The organism is Kutzneria sp. NPDC051319 (genome assembly GCF_040682195.1).
Taxonomy (GTDB): domain Bacteria; phylum Actinomycetota; class Actinomycetes; order Mycobacteriales; family Pseudonocardiaceae; genus Kutzneria.
In genome coordinates this window covers 40225-56063 of the sequence record NZ_JBFBAM010000060.1, presented here as the reverse complement: position 1 = coordinate 56063, position 15839 = coordinate 40225, and the positions used below count along the sequence as shown (strand labels likewise).

18 protein-coding genes are annotated in these 15839 nt (G+C 68.0%); 1 reads left to right on the top strand and 17 read right to left on the bottom strand.

The features are described 5' to 3' along the window. Nucleotides 1–94: 94 nt before the first annotated feature. Nucleotides 95–742 (bottom strand): response regulator transcription factor, encoded by a 648-nt coding sequence (locus AB0M73_RS37790; RefSeq protein ID WP_043723843.1) that lies wholly within the window; start codon nt 740–742, stop codon nt 95–97. A 13-nt stretch (nt 743–755) separates the two neighbouring features. Further along, nucleotides 756–2123, bottom strand: a complete 1368-nt coding sequence (gene eccB, locus AB0M73_RS37785; protein WP_363901618.1) for a type VII secretion protein EccB — start codon at nt 2121–2123, stop codon at nt 756–758. 174 nt (nt 2124–2297) lie between these two features. Here eccB and AB0M73_RS37780 point away from each other — a divergent pair, with 174 nt between their 5' ends. Continuing rightward, complete coding sequence (locus AB0M73_RS37780) at nt 2298–3389, top strand: type VII secretion protein EccE (protein ID WP_363901615.1); 1092 nt, start codon at nt 2298–2300, stop codon at nt 3387–3389. Between the two features lie 119 nt (nt 3390–3508). Here AB0M73_RS37780 and eccD read toward each other — a convergent pair whose 3' ends face one another. The 15 genes from eccD to AB0M73_RS37705 all read right to left on the bottom strand — a co-directional run bounded on the left by eccD (nt 3509) and on the right by AB0M73_RS37705 (nt 15737). Beyond that, nucleotides 3509–4870, bottom strand: a complete 1362-nt coding sequence (gene eccD, locus AB0M73_RS37775; RefSeq protein ID WP_363901612.1) for a type VII secretion integral membrane protein EccD — start codon at nt 4868–4870, stop codon at nt 3509–3511. After that, nucleotides 4867–5199, bottom strand: coding sequence for a YbaB/EbfC family nucleoid-associated protein (locus AB0M73_RS37770; RefSeq protein ID WP_043723837.1), 333 nt, complete (start codon nt 5197–5199; stop codon nt 4867–4869). The genes eccD and AB0M73_RS37770 overlap by 4 nt, the downstream gene beginning before the upstream one ends. 10 nt (nt 5200–5209) lie before the next feature. Beyond that, nucleotides 5210–5680 carry a hypothetical protein gene (locus AB0M73_RS37765; protein WP_363901609.1) on the bottom strand — a complete coding sequence of 157 codons (471 nt, stop codon included), beginning with the start codon at nt 5678–5680 and terminating at the stop codon, nt 5210–5212. Next, complete coding sequence (locus tag AB0M73_RS37760) at nt 5674–7107, bottom strand: hypothetical protein (protein WP_363901606.1); 1434 nt, start codon at nt 7105–7107, stop codon at nt 5674–5676. The genes AB0M73_RS37765 and AB0M73_RS37760 overlap by 7 nt, the downstream gene beginning before the upstream one ends. Then, on the bottom strand, nt 7104–8147 hold the full coding sequence (locus AB0M73_RS37755; protein WP_363901603.1) for a hypothetical protein: 1044 nt from the start codon (nt 8145–8147) through the stop codon (nt 7104–7106). The genes AB0M73_RS37760 and AB0M73_RS37755 overlap by 4 nt, the downstream gene beginning before the upstream one ends. A 14-nt stretch (nt 8148–8161) precedes the next feature. Next, nucleotides 8162–8902 carry a WXG100 family type VII secretion target gene (locus tag AB0M73_RS37750; protein ID WP_363901600.1) on the bottom strand — a complete coding sequence of 247 codons (741 nt, stop codon included), beginning with the start codon at nt 8900–8902 and terminating at the stop codon, nt 8162–8164. 490 nt (nt 8903–9392) lie between these two features. Continuing rightward, the gene (locus AB0M73_RS37745) at nt 9393–9683 is read right to left on the bottom strand and encodes a hypothetical protein (protein ID WP_363901597.1); all 291 of its coding nucleotides are present in this window, start codon (nt 9681–9683) and stop codon (nt 9393–9395) included. After that, a complete protein-coding gene (locus AB0M73_RS37740; RefSeq protein WP_363901594.1) occupies nt 9683–9928 on the bottom strand; it encodes a hypothetical protein in 246 nt (81 codons plus the stop codon). Before AB0M73_RS37740 ends, AB0M73_RS37745 begins: the two co-directional genes overlap by 1 nt. Nucleotides 9929–10620: 692 nt before the next feature. Further along, nucleotides 10621–11019 (bottom strand): hypothetical protein, encoded by a 399-nt coding sequence (locus tag AB0M73_RS37735; RefSeq protein WP_363901591.1) that lies wholly within the window; start codon nt 11017–11019, stop codon nt 10621–10623. A gap of 286 nt (nt 11020–11305) precedes the next feature. Beyond that, complete coding sequence (locus tag AB0M73_RS37730; protein WP_363901588.1) at nt 11306–11551, bottom strand: hypothetical protein; 246 nt, start codon at nt 11549–11551, stop codon at nt 11306–11308. Nucleotides 11552–12124: 573 nt separating this feature from the next. Then, entirely contained in the window at nt 12125–12310 is a 186-nt protein-coding gene (locus tag AB0M73_RS37725) for a hypothetical protein (protein ID WP_363901585.1), read from the bottom strand. Then, nucleotides 12307–12570 (bottom strand): hypothetical protein, encoded by a 264-nt coding sequence (locus AB0M73_RS37720; RefSeq protein ID WP_363901582.1) that lies wholly within the window; start codon nt 12568–12570, stop codon nt 12307–12309. The genes AB0M73_RS37725 and AB0M73_RS37720 overlap by 4 nt, the downstream gene beginning before the upstream one ends. A 350-nt stretch (nt 12571–12920) precedes the next feature. After that, complete coding sequence (locus AB0M73_RS37715; protein ID WP_363901579.1) at nt 12921–14159, bottom strand: helix-turn-helix transcriptional regulator; 1239 nt, start codon at nt 14157–14159, stop codon at nt 12921–12923. Between the two features lie 131 nt (nt 14160–14290). Beyond that, nucleotides 14291–14836 carry a hypothetical protein gene (locus AB0M73_RS37710; protein WP_363901576.1) on the bottom strand — a complete coding sequence of 182 codons (546 nt, stop codon included), beginning with the start codon at nt 14834–14836 and terminating at the stop codon, nt 14291–14293. A gap of 463 nt (nt 14837–15299) precedes the next feature. Continuing rightward, entirely contained in the window at nt 15300–15737 is a 438-nt protein-coding gene (locus AB0M73_RS37705) for a hypothetical protein (protein ID WP_363901573.1), read from the bottom strand. Between the last annotated feature and the right edge of the window lie 102 nt (nt 15738–15839).

Here is a 15839-nt window from a genome sequence, read left to right as displayed (position 1 = left end):
GTGCCCCCGGACCTCTGGTCCGGGGGCACCCCCATGTCCACCCCCGCGAGTCCCGCTCTCCGGCACACCGAAATACGGTTTCGAGCAGACCCGCTCAGTCCACCCGGTGGGCGATGCCCTCCTCGATGGCCAGTCGGGTCAGCTCGGGCCGCCGCCGACGGCCCGTCTTGTCGCGGATCCGGTCCAAATAGGACCGCACCGTTCGGACGGTGATGTTCATGGCCTCGGCGATGTCCTGGTCCCGCTCCCCGGCGGCCAGCAGCGACAGCACCTGCCGCTCACGGTCGGAGAGCACCAGCTTCGGCCCGCTGTGCCGCTCCCGCGACGAATTGAGCACGAACGAGGCCAGCGTGGGCGACACGTAGCTGTTGCCGATGGCGATTTCCCTTACGGCACGCAGAATCTCGTCGCCGTCGGAATCCTTGGAAAGATAGCCGCGAGCGCCGGCCGCGATGGCGCCGAGCACCTCCGCCTGGCCGGCGTGAGCCGACACCACCAGCACCTTGTGGCCCATGCCCACGACTTCCAGCACCGCGGCCGCGTCGTGCACTCCCCGCAGCTTCAGGTCCAACACCACCACGCTGTCCGGCCGCTGCCGGCCGGCGGCGAAGCGGCCGACCGAGTCGGCGACCACACCCAGCTCGATGTCCACGGCGTCGGCCAGCACCCGGGCCACCGCCGCACGGTAGAGCGGATGGTCCTCGATCACGCCGACGACGATCGGCTCCCCTTCGGCCCCCATCAGACCACTCCCCTCAGTTCACCGGAGCCGGCTTCGTTGCGGCGGTCCGGTCCAGCGCCGCGCCTTTCGGCAGCAGCGCGAGCAGGCTGGTGTCCACGACCGGCGCCTGGACACTGCCATAGCCCAGCGCCTTCACGGCATCGGCGTCCGTGACCGGGTACTCCCGACCGGTGTCGGTGATCAGGTACAGCGCGTTCGACCGGTCCTTGACCAGAGCGCCCGAACCCGGTGGCACGTAGACGTTCTGCACACCGCGGGCATCGGTCGGAGTGACGGTGATCGGATGCGCGTCGGCCGGCAGCGGCACGTCCTTGCTGACCGTCACCTTGGAGCCATTGGCACACAACGTGATCATCGCCGGGATGGTGGCGACGACCTGCGGCACCTTGATCGGATAGCCGCCGGCGTTCTCGTCCACAGTGGAGACTGCCGCCCGTGGCGCGGAGTTCACGTCCGCAGTAGAAACCTGGACCGTGCGAGTGCCGGTGTTCGCCGGATTGCCGGCGACGAGCCTCGCCTCGGTCTGGGTGATGGCCTGCACGGAATCCTTGCGCACCAAATAGAAGCCGTCGTTGTCGGCCTGAAGCACCTGACCGACCCGGGTGGCGTTGCCGCCGACGCTCGGTCCGCCTGCGCCGCTGCCGTCCACCCTGATCAGGCCAAGACCCTGCCCCGCCGGCACAGTGTCCAGCCAGGCGGTGGCGACCGGCACGAACGGCATGCCGTCGTAGCCGAGGGCCGTGACCGAGGCCGCGTCGGGCAGCGCGTAGCGACGGCCGGCGCTGATCAGGTAGCGGTCGCCGGAATGCGCTTGCACGAGAAGGCCTTGGCCGTTCGGCTCCGGTGTGCCGCCGCTGATCGGGCCCAGCACCACCGTCGACACCGGCTCCACGCCAACGGGATGATCCGCCGACGTGCTCGTGCAGGTCGTGAACGCCGTGCCCAGCAAGCGATCCGTCGATGGCATCGAATCCGGCGCGCCCGGGATCCCGTACGCCGGGCCGCGGGACACCCCGGCCAGCGTGGCCGCCGGCACCGTGACCGTCTTGTCCCCGTTGCCGCCGGCCAGCAGCCGGGCCGAGGCGAAGTTCAGCACCGGGTGCAGCAGCTTGTCCTGGCCCAGCACGAAACGTGCACCCGTCTCCTGTTCGACGATGACCTGCCCGCCCTGCCGCCAATCGGCGTCACCGGTCGGGTTGATCACACCCAGCACGCCGAAAACCGCCGTGACCAGCAACGCCGCGCCCGCCCCGATCGACACGCCCAGCACCAGCCGCCGGCTCGGCGAGACAGGGTGGTTCGCGTCGGCCGCCACCAGCGCCGACACCAGCCTGCGGCGCAGGAACTGGTACGCCTGGATCTGGTCCCGCTGCGTCCACACCACGTGCCCCCAGACACTGCCCCCAAGACGGTGTTGCGAAAATCCCTTGCCCGGTAAGAAATCCCTCTGTACGGGGCGACCCGAGCATACCTATGCTGCCTGCGGCGCCCGGGACAAGTTCGTGGATTTTCGGGCAGCTTTGCCGGACGCGAGGGCAGGGAGCGGCGCAGCCTCATGACGTTGACAGACACCAGCACGCAGGCCGGGCCCCGGTTCAGGGCACGGTGGCTGCGCCCGGTCACGGCCGGCCAGATCGCCGTGTGGCAGATCGCCGCACTGGCGGTTCTGGTCACCGTGAATCCCTTCGACGTGACCGCAATCGCCGTCGCCTCGGCCGCCGTCCTGGTTGTCGCCGCCACGTCCGTCCGCCGCGGCGGCCTGTGCCTGTACCAGTGGATCGGCGTTCGGCTGGCCTATTTCCGCCGGGCCAAGCCGTCCCCGTCCCAGGACCCCATCGCCGCCGTGCTGCCGGGCCTTCGGTTCGCCCGTCACGTCGACCGCGCCGGCAATCGTGTAGGTCTCGCGGCCAGCGACTCCGACCGCATCGCCGTCGTCCGGCTGCCGTCCGGCGTTCGCCCCGAGCTCGACGTTCTCGTCACGGCGCTGCGCGAGGCCCAGCAGCGCTCCGACATCCCCCTCGCCGGCGCTCAGCTCGTCGTGTGGACCGTGCCCGGTCCCACCTCCGTCGAGCCCATGCGCATCCACTGGCTGGCCCTGCGGTACCGGCCTTCTGTCGCCCCCGGCGCCGCGCTGGCCCGTGGCGGCGGCTCCACCGGCTCCGACCGCGCCGCCGCCAGCGCCGCCCTTGGTCTGGTCGGCCGATTGGCCGAGGCCGGGCAGGCCGCTGTCGTGCTGGACGAGCCCGAGCTCCGTCAGGACCTGCTCGTCGCCCTCGGCGCGGACCCACGAGCCTTCGCCGGCAACACCCCCGGCTCTCGCCCCGTGGTCACGGTCTCCGAGTCCTGGCGCACCTGGTCCATCGGCCGCCTCACCCAGACCACCTTCGCCCCCGGCCCTCGCGTCGCCACGGAGGTCTTGGGAGTTCTGGTTCCCGGCACCGAGTTCACGTGCACGTCGCTGCTGCTACGCCGAACCCCCAGCGGCACCACCGAGACCAGCGTGTCCCTCCGTGTCGGCTATCTCGCCAAGCACGCCCACCAGCCCCTCACGCCCCTGATCCGCCGCCTGGCCGCCGACCTCTACCCCGCCAACGGCCGCCACTCCCCCGCCCTCCTCCGCTCCCTCCCCCTGGCCACCCCCGACTGAACCCCGGCGAGTCCCGCTCACAGTCACACCGAAATGCAGTTTCGTGCAGAAACGAGCCTTGAGGCTCAGTTCTGCCGGAAACCGTATTTCGGTGTGACGCTGGGCGGGACTCGCGAGGGTCAGAGGACGCCGCGGACTACTTCGTAGACGTTCAGGACGGCCCCGACCAGCGGCACGATGGCGATGAGGCCCAGGAACTCGGCGACGTCCATCATCCGCGACCAGTACGGGGACCGCAGGCCGCGGCGGATACGATTTGCGTGCGCCAGGCACAGAATCGCGGCCACGGCCAGCACCGCGACGGCGACCAGGGACCCGTGCTGCCAGGTCACCAGCCACGCCCCGAGCCGCCCGAGCATCGCCAAACCGGCCAGCAGCAGCACAAGCCGTTGCGCGGTGCCGGCATACGACCGCGAGCGCAGCAACCACACCACGCCCAGCACACCGGAAAGCGCCGCCGGCCAAGGCGAATCGTCGGTCAACAAGGCGAAAACCCCGCCGACGCCGGCCAGCGCCAGCGCGGCGAGCAGGCCGGTCAGGATCCGTTCGGCGCTGGCGGTCTGATTCAGCACGTCGGGCCCGAGGGTCGGTTCCTCCTCGGCTCGAAACGATTCGATATCCGCCGGCACGCGCGGCAGCGGCAGCTTTCCCAGCCGCAGGGCCAACATCGGGGCCAGGGCGGCCAGCGCCGTCATCACGGCCGTCAACACCGCGGCGGGACCAACGACGGGAACCCCGGACAACAGCACGATGGCGGCGGTGACCGTCCCGGCGGCGGCCGCGACGGCGAGGCCGCCGAACCAGGGCAGTCGGTCCGACAACAACACCGCCGCCAGCACGCCATAGCCCGTCAAGGCGGCCAAGCCGGCAGCGAGGGCAGCAACGTCCAGGGACACGACAAAAGGCGGCACAGCAGTCAAGCCGGCCAACAGGGCAGCGCCGACGCCGGCCGCCGCGCAGGAAACTCCGGAGCCGGAGTCGCCGTAGGCCCGGGCCAGGGCACCACCCGCGAGCAGGAGGATCAGGGCGAACGAGCCGCAGGCCACGGGCGCATACCAGGTCCCGGAAAGGCCGGCGGCGAGCAGGATTGTGGCACCGAGCAAGGCGGCGACAGCGGCCAGCTGGGCGGAGCGGCGGGCGATCCGGCCGGCCCAGGCGCCGGTCTTGGTCGCGGCGACGCTGGCGATGGCATCGACCACGTCGTCGAACAACAGCGGCACGACCTGCCGCTCGCGGGGGCTCAGATGCAGGACCTCGCCGTCACGCAGGCCGATCGCCGCGACGGTGACGCCCGGCGGGAACGGCGAATCGCCGAGCCGGGACAGCACCCAGCCCGGATTGTCCGGCGAGGCCTGGCCTTCGGCCCCGGACAACCGCACCAACTGCGGCACCAACTCGGCGAGTGTGCTCTGCACCGGCAGCGCGACATCCACACGCGCCCGGGGAGTGACAACGGTGATCCGGCGCGTCGTGGAGATCATGACGTGAACCGCTCCATCCGGCCGGCCGCCTCGATCACCGGCGCGAACCGGGCGCTGGTGGCCTCGGCCATCTTGCGCAACCCGTCGTTCACCGCCTCCAGCACCATGTCCCCGAGGTCACGGGCGTTGTAGCGGCGCAGCGACTCGGGGTCGATGCTGATGTCGGTGAACTGCCCGCTGCCCTTCAGCGACACGGTCACCTCGTTGCCGCGCGAATATCCCTTGACCTCCATGGCCTCGACGCCACGCTGGATGCGCTGCACCTGCTCCTGCTGCACCCGCACCTGATCGAGCAGGCCCTGCACATCGACACCGGTCTCCAGGTCCATGATCCGCCTCTCACTCCTCGTCCGCGCGCAGGTGGAAACTGGCCACCACCCGCTGGAAGTCCGGCACTGCCCGCTCGGCCTGCGACGGCGTGCAGGTGCCGGCCAGCTCGACCGCCACGTGCCCTTCGTTGTCCGGCAACGGAATCGACAGGTGCACCTGGTACTGCGCCAGCCGCTGGCCCCCCACCAGCAGGTCGATCACCTGCGCCACACCAGGCGCGGGCTCGTCGCCCACGTCCTGACGGCTGCGCACCACGAGCTCGTCGGCCACTTCGGACAGTCGTTCGACAGCGGCATCCGCGGCGGCACGAAGGTCTACAGTGGACCGTGGCTCACCGACGCCGACGGTGATGTTCGGCGTGAACTCCCCTTCGGGCGTCGGCAGCACGACGACCAGCGCCGCGCCCGGAGCCCCCGATTCGGCCGGGTCGACGGGAACCCAGCCGTCCGGCACGTCCAGTCCCAGCGGCAGCTCTACCATACCGATCCGATCGCCCGCGCCGCCTGCGACGCCGTGTTGCTCACCGACTCGTACGCCTCATGACCGTAGTGCGACGCCGTCTCCCACACCTTGGGCAGGTCCACGTCGATGTTCGCGCCGAGGCTGGCACCGACCCCGAGCGCCGCACCGACCTTGAAGTTGACCTTCACGTGCCAGTTGTCCATTGTGGCCTGTCCGTCGAACTGGGCGCCGATGCCGGCCTCCAGCTCGCCCTTCGCGCCGACGCCGATGCCCGCCACGTCGACACCGGCCGACCCGCTGAGCTTGGCTCCGGCAAAGGCATCCAGGTGCGCGGCGACACCGTGCGAGCTGCCGTCGAGGTGCCCGCCCAGCTGCCCGCCGACGTAGGCGTCGACATCGCCTTTGGCCGTGATGACGCCGTCGGTCAGCGCACCGCTCGCGCCGACGTCGGCCAGGGTGCCCTGCACCTTGCCGTCGAGCCGGAACTCACCACCGTGCACCAGCGCCGACCCGTCCCAGGTCGCTCGGGGTCCGAGGTAGGCGTGCGCCTCGTCGACGTTGTCGCCGACCTTCTTGCCCCAGCTCTCGTCACCGAGCACGCCTTCGCCCTTGAGCAGCGTGATATCCGTGCTGTGCCAGATCTTCTGGCCGGTCGACGTGTGCTCAGGCAGCTCCGCGTCGCCAAAGGGGGTGTCGTCCTTCTTCGGCGCTCGGGTGCCGGAGACGCCGTCCTCGGTCAGCTTGTACCAGCCGGAGTTGGAGAACCAGGACGGCACCGAGCGCGGCCGCTTGCGCCCGTCCAGGATCTCGTCGCCGATCCACGACAGCGAGCCCTTCTTCAGCTGCGTCAGATCGACCTTGACCTTGCCGGGACCCTCGTCTTCCTTTTTCTCCGCGGTCTCAGCGGGTTCCGCGGTTTCCGGCTTCAGGCCGTACAACTGCGTCAACGCGTCGGCCAGCCGCTGTCTCAACGCCGTGGCGGACTTCACCGCCGAGTCGCCCAACTGCTGGGCCGCGTTGAGGAACGCCTGCTCCGACCCGGTCGCCGCGGTCCGCGCCTCGTCGATCAGAACCTTGGCGTACTGAAGAAACTCGGCCCGGACGGTGTCCATTGCCGCCATCGTGGTCTGAATCGCGTTGGCCGTCATGGACAGCCGTTGCGACTCGGTCTTCAGCTGCTGCACGGCGTCGTCGATGTCCTTGGTGAGCACGCCCGCCGCCGACGCGAACGCCCGCTGCGCGGTGCCCTGCCAGCTGGCATCACTCTTGCCCGCGCAGCCGGTCATGTCCGAGGACACCGCCGCCAGCTTCGACGCCTCGTCCGCCTGCCGCTGCGCTTGTTGTTGCAGCGCACCAGGGTCGCCGGTGACCTGCTTCGCACACTCGTCGAGCACGCTCACGTATCGGTTCAGAACCGAGGCGACCACCCCGGAGATGTCGGTCACGACACCGAGACCTTGCCCGTGCCCGACACGGAGATGTGCTCGGTGACGTGCTCGCCGTTGACCGGGATGTCCACGTCCACCTGGGCGTCATGGCCGGTCGGGATCTCCACGGTCGTCGACTCGCTGCCGATCGTCGTGGTCACCTTGATCACGCCGGGGTCGGAAACCGGAGTGGTCGTGGCCGGCGGAGTGGTGGCCGGCGGCGTGGTGACGGTGCCGGTGGAAGGTGTGGTCCCGGCCGGCGGGTCGACCGGGATCCACGAATCGGCCGTGCTCGGGGCGGTGGTTCCCGTGCCACCGAGCGCGGGCGGCGTGTAGTTGTAGGGATTCGGTTGCGACACAGTCGGCGTCGACGTCACCTGCTGCCCGGTCGGCGAGGCCACCGGCGGCGGCGTCACCGGCGCGGTCACCGGGTTGCTCGTCACGGTCGTTGTCGACGGAGTCGTGCCCGCGGGCGTCGACGCGGAGGCGGAATTGCTGCCACCGAACAGCTTCTCCAGCTCCTGGACGATCGACGCCAGCGTCGTCAGCTCCGTGCCGAGCTTGGTCAGCCCCAATGTCTTGAGCAGGCCGCCGATGGCCTCGATGAAACCGCGCAACGAAGCCGAAGTCGCGGTGGACAGGGCCACGGCCGCCGCATGCGTCCACGGGTTCGACATCAGCGCCGCGACCGTCGGATTCACCGCCGAGACCACCGAGGTGTAGGCGGTCTGCGCGGTCTTGACCAGCGTGCCGGCCACGCCGAGCAGCTGCGCGCCCTCCTGCACCACCTTGATGATCTTCTCGAAGGACTGCAGCGAGTCGGTGATCTTCTTCAGCGCCGTCTCCGACGCCGCGCCCGACCACACCTGGGACAGCTGCTTCTCCGCCTTGGCGAAGTCGTCCATCAGCGTGACGAACTGCTTGGCCTTGTCCAGCACGTGGGCCACGTGCGCGGCGACCTGCTCGGGCTGGCCGGTGACGATGCGCGGCAGGAACGTGATCGGCCCGCCGGAGCCCGCCGTCGCGTCCATGGCGCTGGAGTTCGGGAACGTGAACACGGTGGTCTCTCCTGTCAGGCCGGCATCGGACGGTAGACGCGGACCATCGCGAGGCCGCCGAAGTCGGGGGTGAGCAGGCCGTGGTTGTAGAGCTGCCCGCCGGCGCCGGCGACGCCGATGGCCGAGTTGACCACCACCACGTCGCCCGCGTGCACGCCGCCGGGAATGTCGCCGAGATTGCGGGCCACGCCCGAGTACACGCCGATCACGCCCACCTGGGCCTGGTGATCGGGGCTCGAGTCCAGCCAGTTGGCGAAACCCGTGCTGTCGTGGGCGAACTGCCCGGCCGACGAGTCGTGGCCGAGGCCGGCGTGCCCCAGGTAGTCCAGCACGTTGGCCACCGAGTGCGGATCGCCGGCGCCGCCCACGCTGTCGTTGAACGCCTGCGCCGCCACCAGGCCCGCGGCCGGGCTCGACCACAGGCTGGCCGTGTTCGCCGTGCCCGCCGACGGGCTGCCGCCGAACCCCTGCGCCACCGCGCGATCGGCGTCGTCATAGGCGTCCGCGCTCTTGCGGATCAGGTCATTGACCGCCTGGAGGCCTTTCAGCAGCGACTGCAACGCGGCGACCTGCTGGGCCTGCATCGCGACGTTCCCTGACGCCACCGCGTCGCCGATCATCGCGAAAGAGGTCGGCGCCAACACCAGCGCCTCCAGGTCGAGCACGGCGTTGACGGTCTGCATGATGATGCCGCCGATATTGCCGACCGCGGACCGCATGGCCTCCGGACGCACCTCGTACTGACCGGTGTCCATCCCACTCCCTCCCTGGTCGGCGACCTTGTGGAGGCGAGCGTAGATCGGGCGGCGGCACGCAACAGACGGCAAAAGTACCCACTGTGTGTCGGCCTCCCCCTTGTGCAGGGAAGGACGCCTTACCCTCGTTGAACGCGGGTAAAGTCAAGTTCGGACTTACGCACCTTAGGGCGACAGGACTGTTTTCGCAGGTCACGCACTACGACGGCCAGCCTGTGTTGTAGCTTAGGCCCCCGGTCGGCCCGTCTGGAGGACAGCGTCCCGGCCCCATACCGCCGCGTCGTACCCTGAACGCCGGAGCGCCCCCGTGCTCAGTACCCATGAGCACGGGGGCGCTTCGCTGCGTCTGGACTAGTTGGACGTCTGGCCGTTACCGGAGCACGCAGTACGGGTGCTCCTGTCCTGATGCGGGCCGACCGTCTGACCGGGGCTGTCAGTCGCTACCTGGCCACAGACCGGGCAGTGTCCCTTTTCGTCCGCCACGCTGGCATCACTCCCTCACTGCTGGTACCGCCCGCACCTTGGGGTGTTGCCACTCCGGATCAACCTCGGGCACGGGGCGGGGCGTCGCCCCTTCCTTGACGATATTGCGCGCCTCTACCGCCGAGCCACCCGGCGGCGAGGCATTCACAATTGACAACACGACGGTTACGCCATCGGTGTCCATGATGCGAATAGCGGGCTGCCCGTCTGCGTCGCACCTCTCAACCTTGCTAATGCGGGGGTCGTTCGCCTTCGTTAGCAGGTCGAACAGGTACGCCTTAAAGAGTGCGTTCTGCATTACAACGCCTCCCGAGGCAACATTTCTTGAGGCACCGCGTATTTGCCGACGTTCGAAATCTTCGGCCCGGACACTGTGAAGACCTGAATAGTGCTACTTCCGCCGTCCGCGTATTGAACCTTGACGCGTGGGTGATACGTCTTCGGGTTGTCGCCGCCCGCAAGGAGTTCGACGCCCACAATCCCGGGGTGATCGTCGGCAACGATCACGTCCCTAATGAGCTCATCAAGCTCGGGTAGTTTCATGGCGGTATTATCTCACCGCCTCCTCAAGTCTGACCAATCAGGGTCTACAACGAAACGCCCCCGCGCTCTATCCCCATGAGCGCGGGGGCGTTTCGCTGTACCTAGGTCAGTTCGTGCCCAGGCTGACGCCTTCGCAAGGCTGACCCGTTTCCGGGTTGTTGTGCTCGTCCGCAGGCGCACCGACCCCAGGGGAAGCCAGCGTGCCACAGACACAACATTTACCCCTGCGACCCGCGTAGCCGCTGGACATCCTCGCTATCATTTCGTCCCACTTTTCCGATCTGTCAACTCGTCGGATAACACGTGGACATGCCGGCGACCCTCACCGCCAGGGTGCTTGATTGTCTTCCGGTGCCACGTACGAATCATCGGACTGATAGGGGGTGTAGTTCTCTCGCAGATCAGTCACAACCGGTTCGCTCCAGTCATCCTCAGGGTTTAGCGTGCTGGTCACGCCCGTTCACCCCCTTTTACCTCTGCTGGCGGGCAATTTTTTTCTTCATCCGCGCTGCCGCGCGACGTTCAGCCCGATTGCCGTCCGCGTCAGGCGTGATACTCAAGGCGGACACGGTGCCTGCCTGAACGCCTCGACGGGCGAACAACCCGCCGATAGTGACAATGCCATTGTGGTTTGCTCGTTCATCCACTCTCATAAATTGTCCCCAGCCCTAACTGGCGGTTTGCGATGTCAACTAAAGGGCAAAGTGGCATGGACGGGTTAGGACCGTCCAGTGTTCACCGCGTTCGGTCGGCTCTCGCTTTAGGAATTCGTTATCGGCGAGCGCTTCCGCGCTCACGGCGACGACAAGCAGGCTGCGCAGGCACGGCACCGAATCGGGGTCGTTCTGCCTAGAACCCCATCTGCGCGTAAGTGCTCGAAAATCCAGCTCGCCAATGCGCGCGTGGGCCGTCTGCCAAAGGAAGCGGTAAAGCGAGTAAGCGCCGACCGGAAACTTTTTGGAATTGCCGAGTTCCTGATACACGTCAGGCGGAAGCCATCTGTCGGACAGTCGCGCATGTTTGTTGCGTCCAGGCTCGATCGTGATCAGCTCCGGAAGTATTAGCGTATTCCTGGTCATGAGTTGCGTCATGCGAACACCTCTAGTCACATCACAGCCGGATTGGATATCACCTTGAAGCCTTTCGCTTCTAAATCTGCCGCACGGTCTACGCACTTCGGGCACTTCGGCAGACGCGGACGCTCGCGCGCTCCGTATACGGGCGTCGGCGGCAACGTTCGAACTTCATCGCACAGCGCGGTTATGTCCTTGCCACTGTTCGGCGGGCGGGTGACCGTGCCTCGGAACGTGTGCAACTGGCGTGCGGCGACTGAGCGCGCCCACCACCACGCGATGTGGTCCGGGGTCGTCGAGAGCATCACGACTTACCTCGCAGGTTGCGCACGCACACCGGACAACGGTTCGACTCGTCGCCAGTCTCACGGGAGTAGTCATTGAGAATGAACGAGTCGCCACACGTCCCGATGTAGTGATCGGGCCGGACGTAGTTCTCTGGCAACTCAAAGGCGTGTGGCCGCTCAACGATGGCGTCGAACTGCGGTTCGGTCGGGATGAACCACCGAATCAGCGTCTTGCCGGCCGGCGGCTCTGCGGCCCCGTTCACGGCACCCTCACTCCCCAATGGAGTGCGGCGGCAACGCACCCCTCGTGCTTGTCGCGCTGCCGCCGCTCGTTGCCCCGGGGCGGTCGCCGCCGCAACCCCGGTGCAACTTCCCGCCGTCCCTGCCGGCGGGTGCTAGGACGCCGTCACGGGCGGTTGCCGTGACACTTGCCAGTGACGGCGCGTCTGCCGGATCGGCAGACGTGAGGGCCGGACCGACGGCACCGCCCCGTTGCGGGGGGATCGGTACCGCCGGCCCGGGTGTCCCGGTCGCTGCCGGCGAGCCGGTGACGCGGGGGGCGTCGTCGGACGGCTCGGCGGTCGCGCGGGCGACCGGGATCGGGGCCGGTCGGCGCGTCGGGGACCACGCCGGCCGGCAGGCCGGATCGGCGCGACGGTGCAGCCAGCGAGGGCGCAACGCGACGACGACGATCCGTAGAACGGGAATGGTTCGAGCGCGGGCGAGCACGTCGCCGATCGTCAGCCGGCGTGAACACATGTAGGCGGCAGCGACAGAACCCAGCAGCACCAACAGAAAGCCTGCGAATTCAATCCGGGCAATGATCAGGATCATGATCAGTCACGCCCCCTGTCGAGCCGCCGGTAGAGCCGCAGGAAGGGCCGGCCGGCAAGGCGCATGAATGCGGCGAGCGCGTGTCGAGGGCTGTCGTACTTGACTGTCGCCAGCAGACCGAGGATGCCCAGCACGCCGACGCCGCCGATAATCCCTATGCACCACAAGGCATCCGCTCGGTAGCTCACGACGAACCACCCCGGACAAACCAACTACGGCCGGATGCCGGCGGCAACGGCCGAGCGGGGCGGCGACGCGCCGGGGGCTCGACCATGCCGGCAATGACCAGCTCGGCGGTAACCCGGGCGTCGAGCGGGCTCATGCCGTGAGCGCGCCGGAAGTGCAAGCGGAGCAGCCGCTCGCCGATGACACGGCCGCCGAACACACCCGTCAGCACCGCGCCGAGCCCGCACAGGAACACGAGCCCGCCGAGAGCGTCAGCCGACATGACGGCCACCGCCCCACACGAGCCGGAAACGACGGTGTGATCTGACCGGCGGACGGTGAGCGGTTACAGGGTCGGTGGCATCGATGTCGCGGAGGTATCGGCGGTGCTCTACGAAGCGCCAGAGACCGACCATTCCGCCCAACGCGGCACCTATGCCGAGCAAGCCACCAACGACGCTGAACACGCCGAGACTGTCGCTCCACATAAAAGATCACTCCTCCGCGCATCGAGCCTGGTCAGTGCCGGCCGATGACGGTAGGAGTGATCTTCAGCGCTTGCTGTTCGGTTGTTGAACCGGGTGTCAAGGGGTCAAGTTCTGACCCCCTCAAAGGGGGGACACGTTCCGACCGTTACACGGCCAGACCGAGCACCTTCGCCAGGCCGCGAGCCTCGCTCGCCACCAGCCGGCCGCCGGAGGTCACGAGTTCGCCCGCGATGCCGCGCGCCAACGGGTGGGACCGCATGGATTCCGCGCTGATTGATGTTGCCCGCTGCATCACGTGCAACGTGCTCGTGTAGTCCTTCTTTTGCGCGTATGCCCGTGCAGTTTCCAACCAGAGTCGTGCACGCCGGTCAAGCGAGGGAATGGAATCAGGATCAACCTGACTCACGCGGTCGAGTGCGCGACCGCCCTTGTGTAGGTCCACATGGACAGTGACGCCAGTCAGGTCCGTGTTGGCCTGACCAAAAATTGTCCACGAATGCGCGAACGCCTTTGGTAGCCGCCCAGCCATATCGTTGGCCTGGTCAAGGCGGAACAACGCGTCGCCTTCTCGCCCAAGCCGCGCCGCAGTGATGCTGACATGGAGCTGACACGCGCCCCAAAGTGCTCGGGTGTTGACACTGTCGCCATTCAAATAGGGTTCCAGCAAATTTGCGGCGTCCGTGACCAGGTCTAGCGCGTCGTCTTCGCGGCCAGTAGCCCGCCAGACGTTGCCCAGGACCCATGCCGCCCCGGCCAACGTCTCGGGGTCGTCAGCCTGCATCGCGGCATCCATGCACCTGTCGGCCGCAAGCCACAGCAATGCCGGATCCGCCACCCATGCCAGCAACTGTTCTGACAATGCGTAGGCACCGGAAAGTGCGGCGTAAGCTTCGCGGCGCGGGATTCCTTCAAGGACTCGTGCCGCGTGCCGACCGTCACGAATCAGTTGTGGCAATACCTGTCCGACACTTGCGCGCGGAGTGCTCGAAGAGTGCCACAGTGCCCATGCGGACGCTGCTCGTGCAGCCAATTCGCCCGGATCTGACGGAGGCGTATCCGCAACCGCTAGTGGCATCTCTTCAATTGCCTCACGAACTGCGGGCACCGCGTCATGGCCAACACGACGGCCCATCCCCAGCACACCCATAGGTGATGTACCCATGTCTCCCGTAAGGTCCTCGATGTGTTCAAGCCCCAATACGTCAGCGAGGCGGAACAGGTCTTCCCAAGTGGGGCGCGTAGTGCCTTTCTCTACGCGCTTGAGCCACTGTTCATTCCGGCCGACCAACCCGCCGACGATGGCGCGAGCCTTCCCCTGTCGCTCGCGGATCGTCTGTACGCGCTGCCCAACCGGCAGCCCCGCAAGCTCATCAACTCCGCTCATGCGGTCACCCTCTTCGCCTGGTCCCCTTCGCCGAACCCCCGGCCCGTCGGCCGGGGGCGTTGCCTCGGCGAAGAGGTTGTCACCAGCGTAACCCCTCTACACGGTGCACCGATCGGGCCGGAGGAGGCGTTCTAGTAGGTGGTGATGCGGGGCCAGGTTTGCGGCGGTGCGTGCGTCACAACCGTCACGGCCTCCATGCGGACATCCTCGGCGACGCCGTATCGGCCGTCTGCCGGCTGGTCGTCGAACGTGTCGGCCACCCACAGCACCCCGACCGCCAGCACTGCGACCGACACCCAACGGTGCACCCGCCTGCGGGCCGTCACGCGGCCGAACTGGTGGCCAGCGAGGCTCGGCCGGGCCGGCAACTCGGCGGCCGGCGGCACCAGCTCATCACCGCCGATGACAGGCGGGCCGCCGGCTGCTGCCGGCCCGGTCGTCTGAGTGGGGGTGTCGCCGATCACGAGCGGCCCCCGGTCGGTGTGCACTGTCAGCACCACGCGCGGCCGCCAGCGCAGCGCGGCTAGTTCGATCTTGGGCAGCGTCGCGCAGGCCGCGCCTCCCGCGACGTCGTACACGAGCCGCTCGGCCGGCCTGGCTGCCGGCGGTGCCAGCGGTGCTGCGCGGCGCTGTGCGGGCACCTGGGCGGCCACGCCGAGCAGCCAGCGCAGCAGCATCGGGTGTAGAACCTCACCCCGGCGGATCAAGACCGTGGGCCGGCCGTCCAGGCCGATCCGGACAGCCCACGGTCTGTCCAGACCATCCACGACCCGAAACACCCCGTCGTTCACGTGATCCCCCTCTGCGTGACACCCCGGCCCCATGCGCGAGGTGGCAGCCCTCTACCGTGCCCGCCCGTGCTCAGCCACGGGTCCAGCCGGTCAGTGCTGGTTACTGCTGTGTATGCGCTCCCACTCAACCCGCGAAGCACGGATTTTTCAAACACTGCAAGAGAAGTCACCCAGACGGCGCAACATTCGACGTTGAACACATCGGCCGAGTGGCGGTTTCTACGTCCACATTGGACTCAGATACGTAGTGCCACCAACGGGCTTGCGTGCTGCCGGGGACCGGCATACGTAGTCCCCGGCGGCCGGTACGTGGCGACGCGTCGCGGCATACGTGGTTCCACGCATCCCGTCACGCGGTCTCCTCGGCCACCTCGCGGCGGCCCTCTCGCTCGGCCGCCAGGTGCACCTGTGCGGCCAGCAGTGAGCGCACCGGTTCCTGTGTCCGTCGGAAGTCCTCCACCAGCTGTTGTTCCTCGGGCGTGTACTCCGGCGGCCCGGGCGGTCGCGGGTCGCCCGCGTGTAGCTCGGGTATGCCGGCCTCTGCGGCGAACGCCCGCGAGATCACCGCCAGCGGCACGCGGTACGCCTTCGCGAACGACTGGAGGCCGTAGACGGTCGGATATATGCCGCGCCTGTTGGGCCGCAGCCACTGCGACAACCGCCCCGGGTTGAAGCCCGCCCGCGCCTCCAGACTGCGGACGCTCATTCCTCCCGTCCACTCCAGCCGGACCACGTCCATGGGCAAGCGGGTGTCGACGGTCTCTAGCTCGTTGTCCTCCGTGGACACAGACGGACTGTGTTCGTCCGACTGCTTTCTGTTACGCCCCATAGCGTCCCTCCTGTCCGCCTACCCCGTCAGCGGTGCGTGCCGTCCCCCCTGGAAGGCACG

What these genes read in the sequence shown, in the direction of transcription:
- AB0M73_RS37780 (WP_363901615.1), top strand. Translation starts at nt 2,298, where the DNA reads ATGACGTTGACAGACACCAGCACGCAGGCCGGGCCCCGGTTCAGGGCA.
- AB0M73_RS37740 (WP_363901594.1), bottom strand. Translation starts at nt 9,928, where the DNA reads ATGAAACTACCCGAGCTTGATGAGCTCATTAGGGACGTGATCGTTGCC.
- AB0M73_RS37710 (WP_363901576.1), bottom strand. Translation starts at nt 14,836, where the DNA reads ATGCTGCTGCGCTGGCTGCTCGGCGTGGCCGCCCAGGTGCCCGCACAG.
- AB0M73_RS37790 (WP_043723843.1), bottom strand. Translation starts at nt 742, where the DNA reads ATGGGGGCCGAAGGGGAGCCGATCGTCGTCGGCGTGATCGAGGACCAT.
- AB0M73_RS37765 (WP_363901609.1), bottom strand. Translation starts at nt 5,680, where the DNA reads ATGGTAGAGCTGCCGCTGGGACTGGACGTGCCGGACGGCTGGGTTCCC.
- AB0M73_RS37750 (WP_363901600.1), bottom strand. Translation starts at nt 8,902, where the DNA reads ATGGACACCGGTCAGTACGAGGTGCGTCCGGAGGCCATGCGGTCCGCG.
- AB0M73_RS37735 (WP_363901591.1), bottom strand. Translation starts at nt 11,019, where the DNA reads ATGACGCAACTCATGACCAGGAATACGCTAATACTTCCGGAGCTGATC.
- AB0M73_RS37720 (WP_363901582.1), bottom strand. Translation starts at nt 12,570, where the DNA reads ATGTCGGCTGACGCTCTCGGCGGGCTCGTGTTCCTGTGCGGGCTCGGC.
- AB0M73_RS37715 (WP_363901579.1), bottom strand. Translation starts at nt 14,159, where the DNA reads ATGAGCGGAGTTGATGAGCTTGCGGGGCTGCCGGTTGGGCAGCGCGTA.
- AB0M73_RS37770 (WP_043723837.1), bottom strand. Translation starts at nt 5,199, where the DNA reads ATGGACCTGGAGACCGGTGTCGATGTGCAGGGCCTGCTCGATCAGGTG.
- AB0M73_RS37745 (WP_363901597.1), bottom strand. Translation starts at nt 9,683, where the DNA reads ATGCAGAACGCACTCTTTAAGGCGTACCTGTTCGACCTGCTAACGAAG.
- eccD (WP_363901612.1), bottom strand. Translation starts at nt 4,870, where the DNA reads ATGATCTCCACGACGCGCCGGATCACCGTTGTCACTCCCCGGGCGCGT.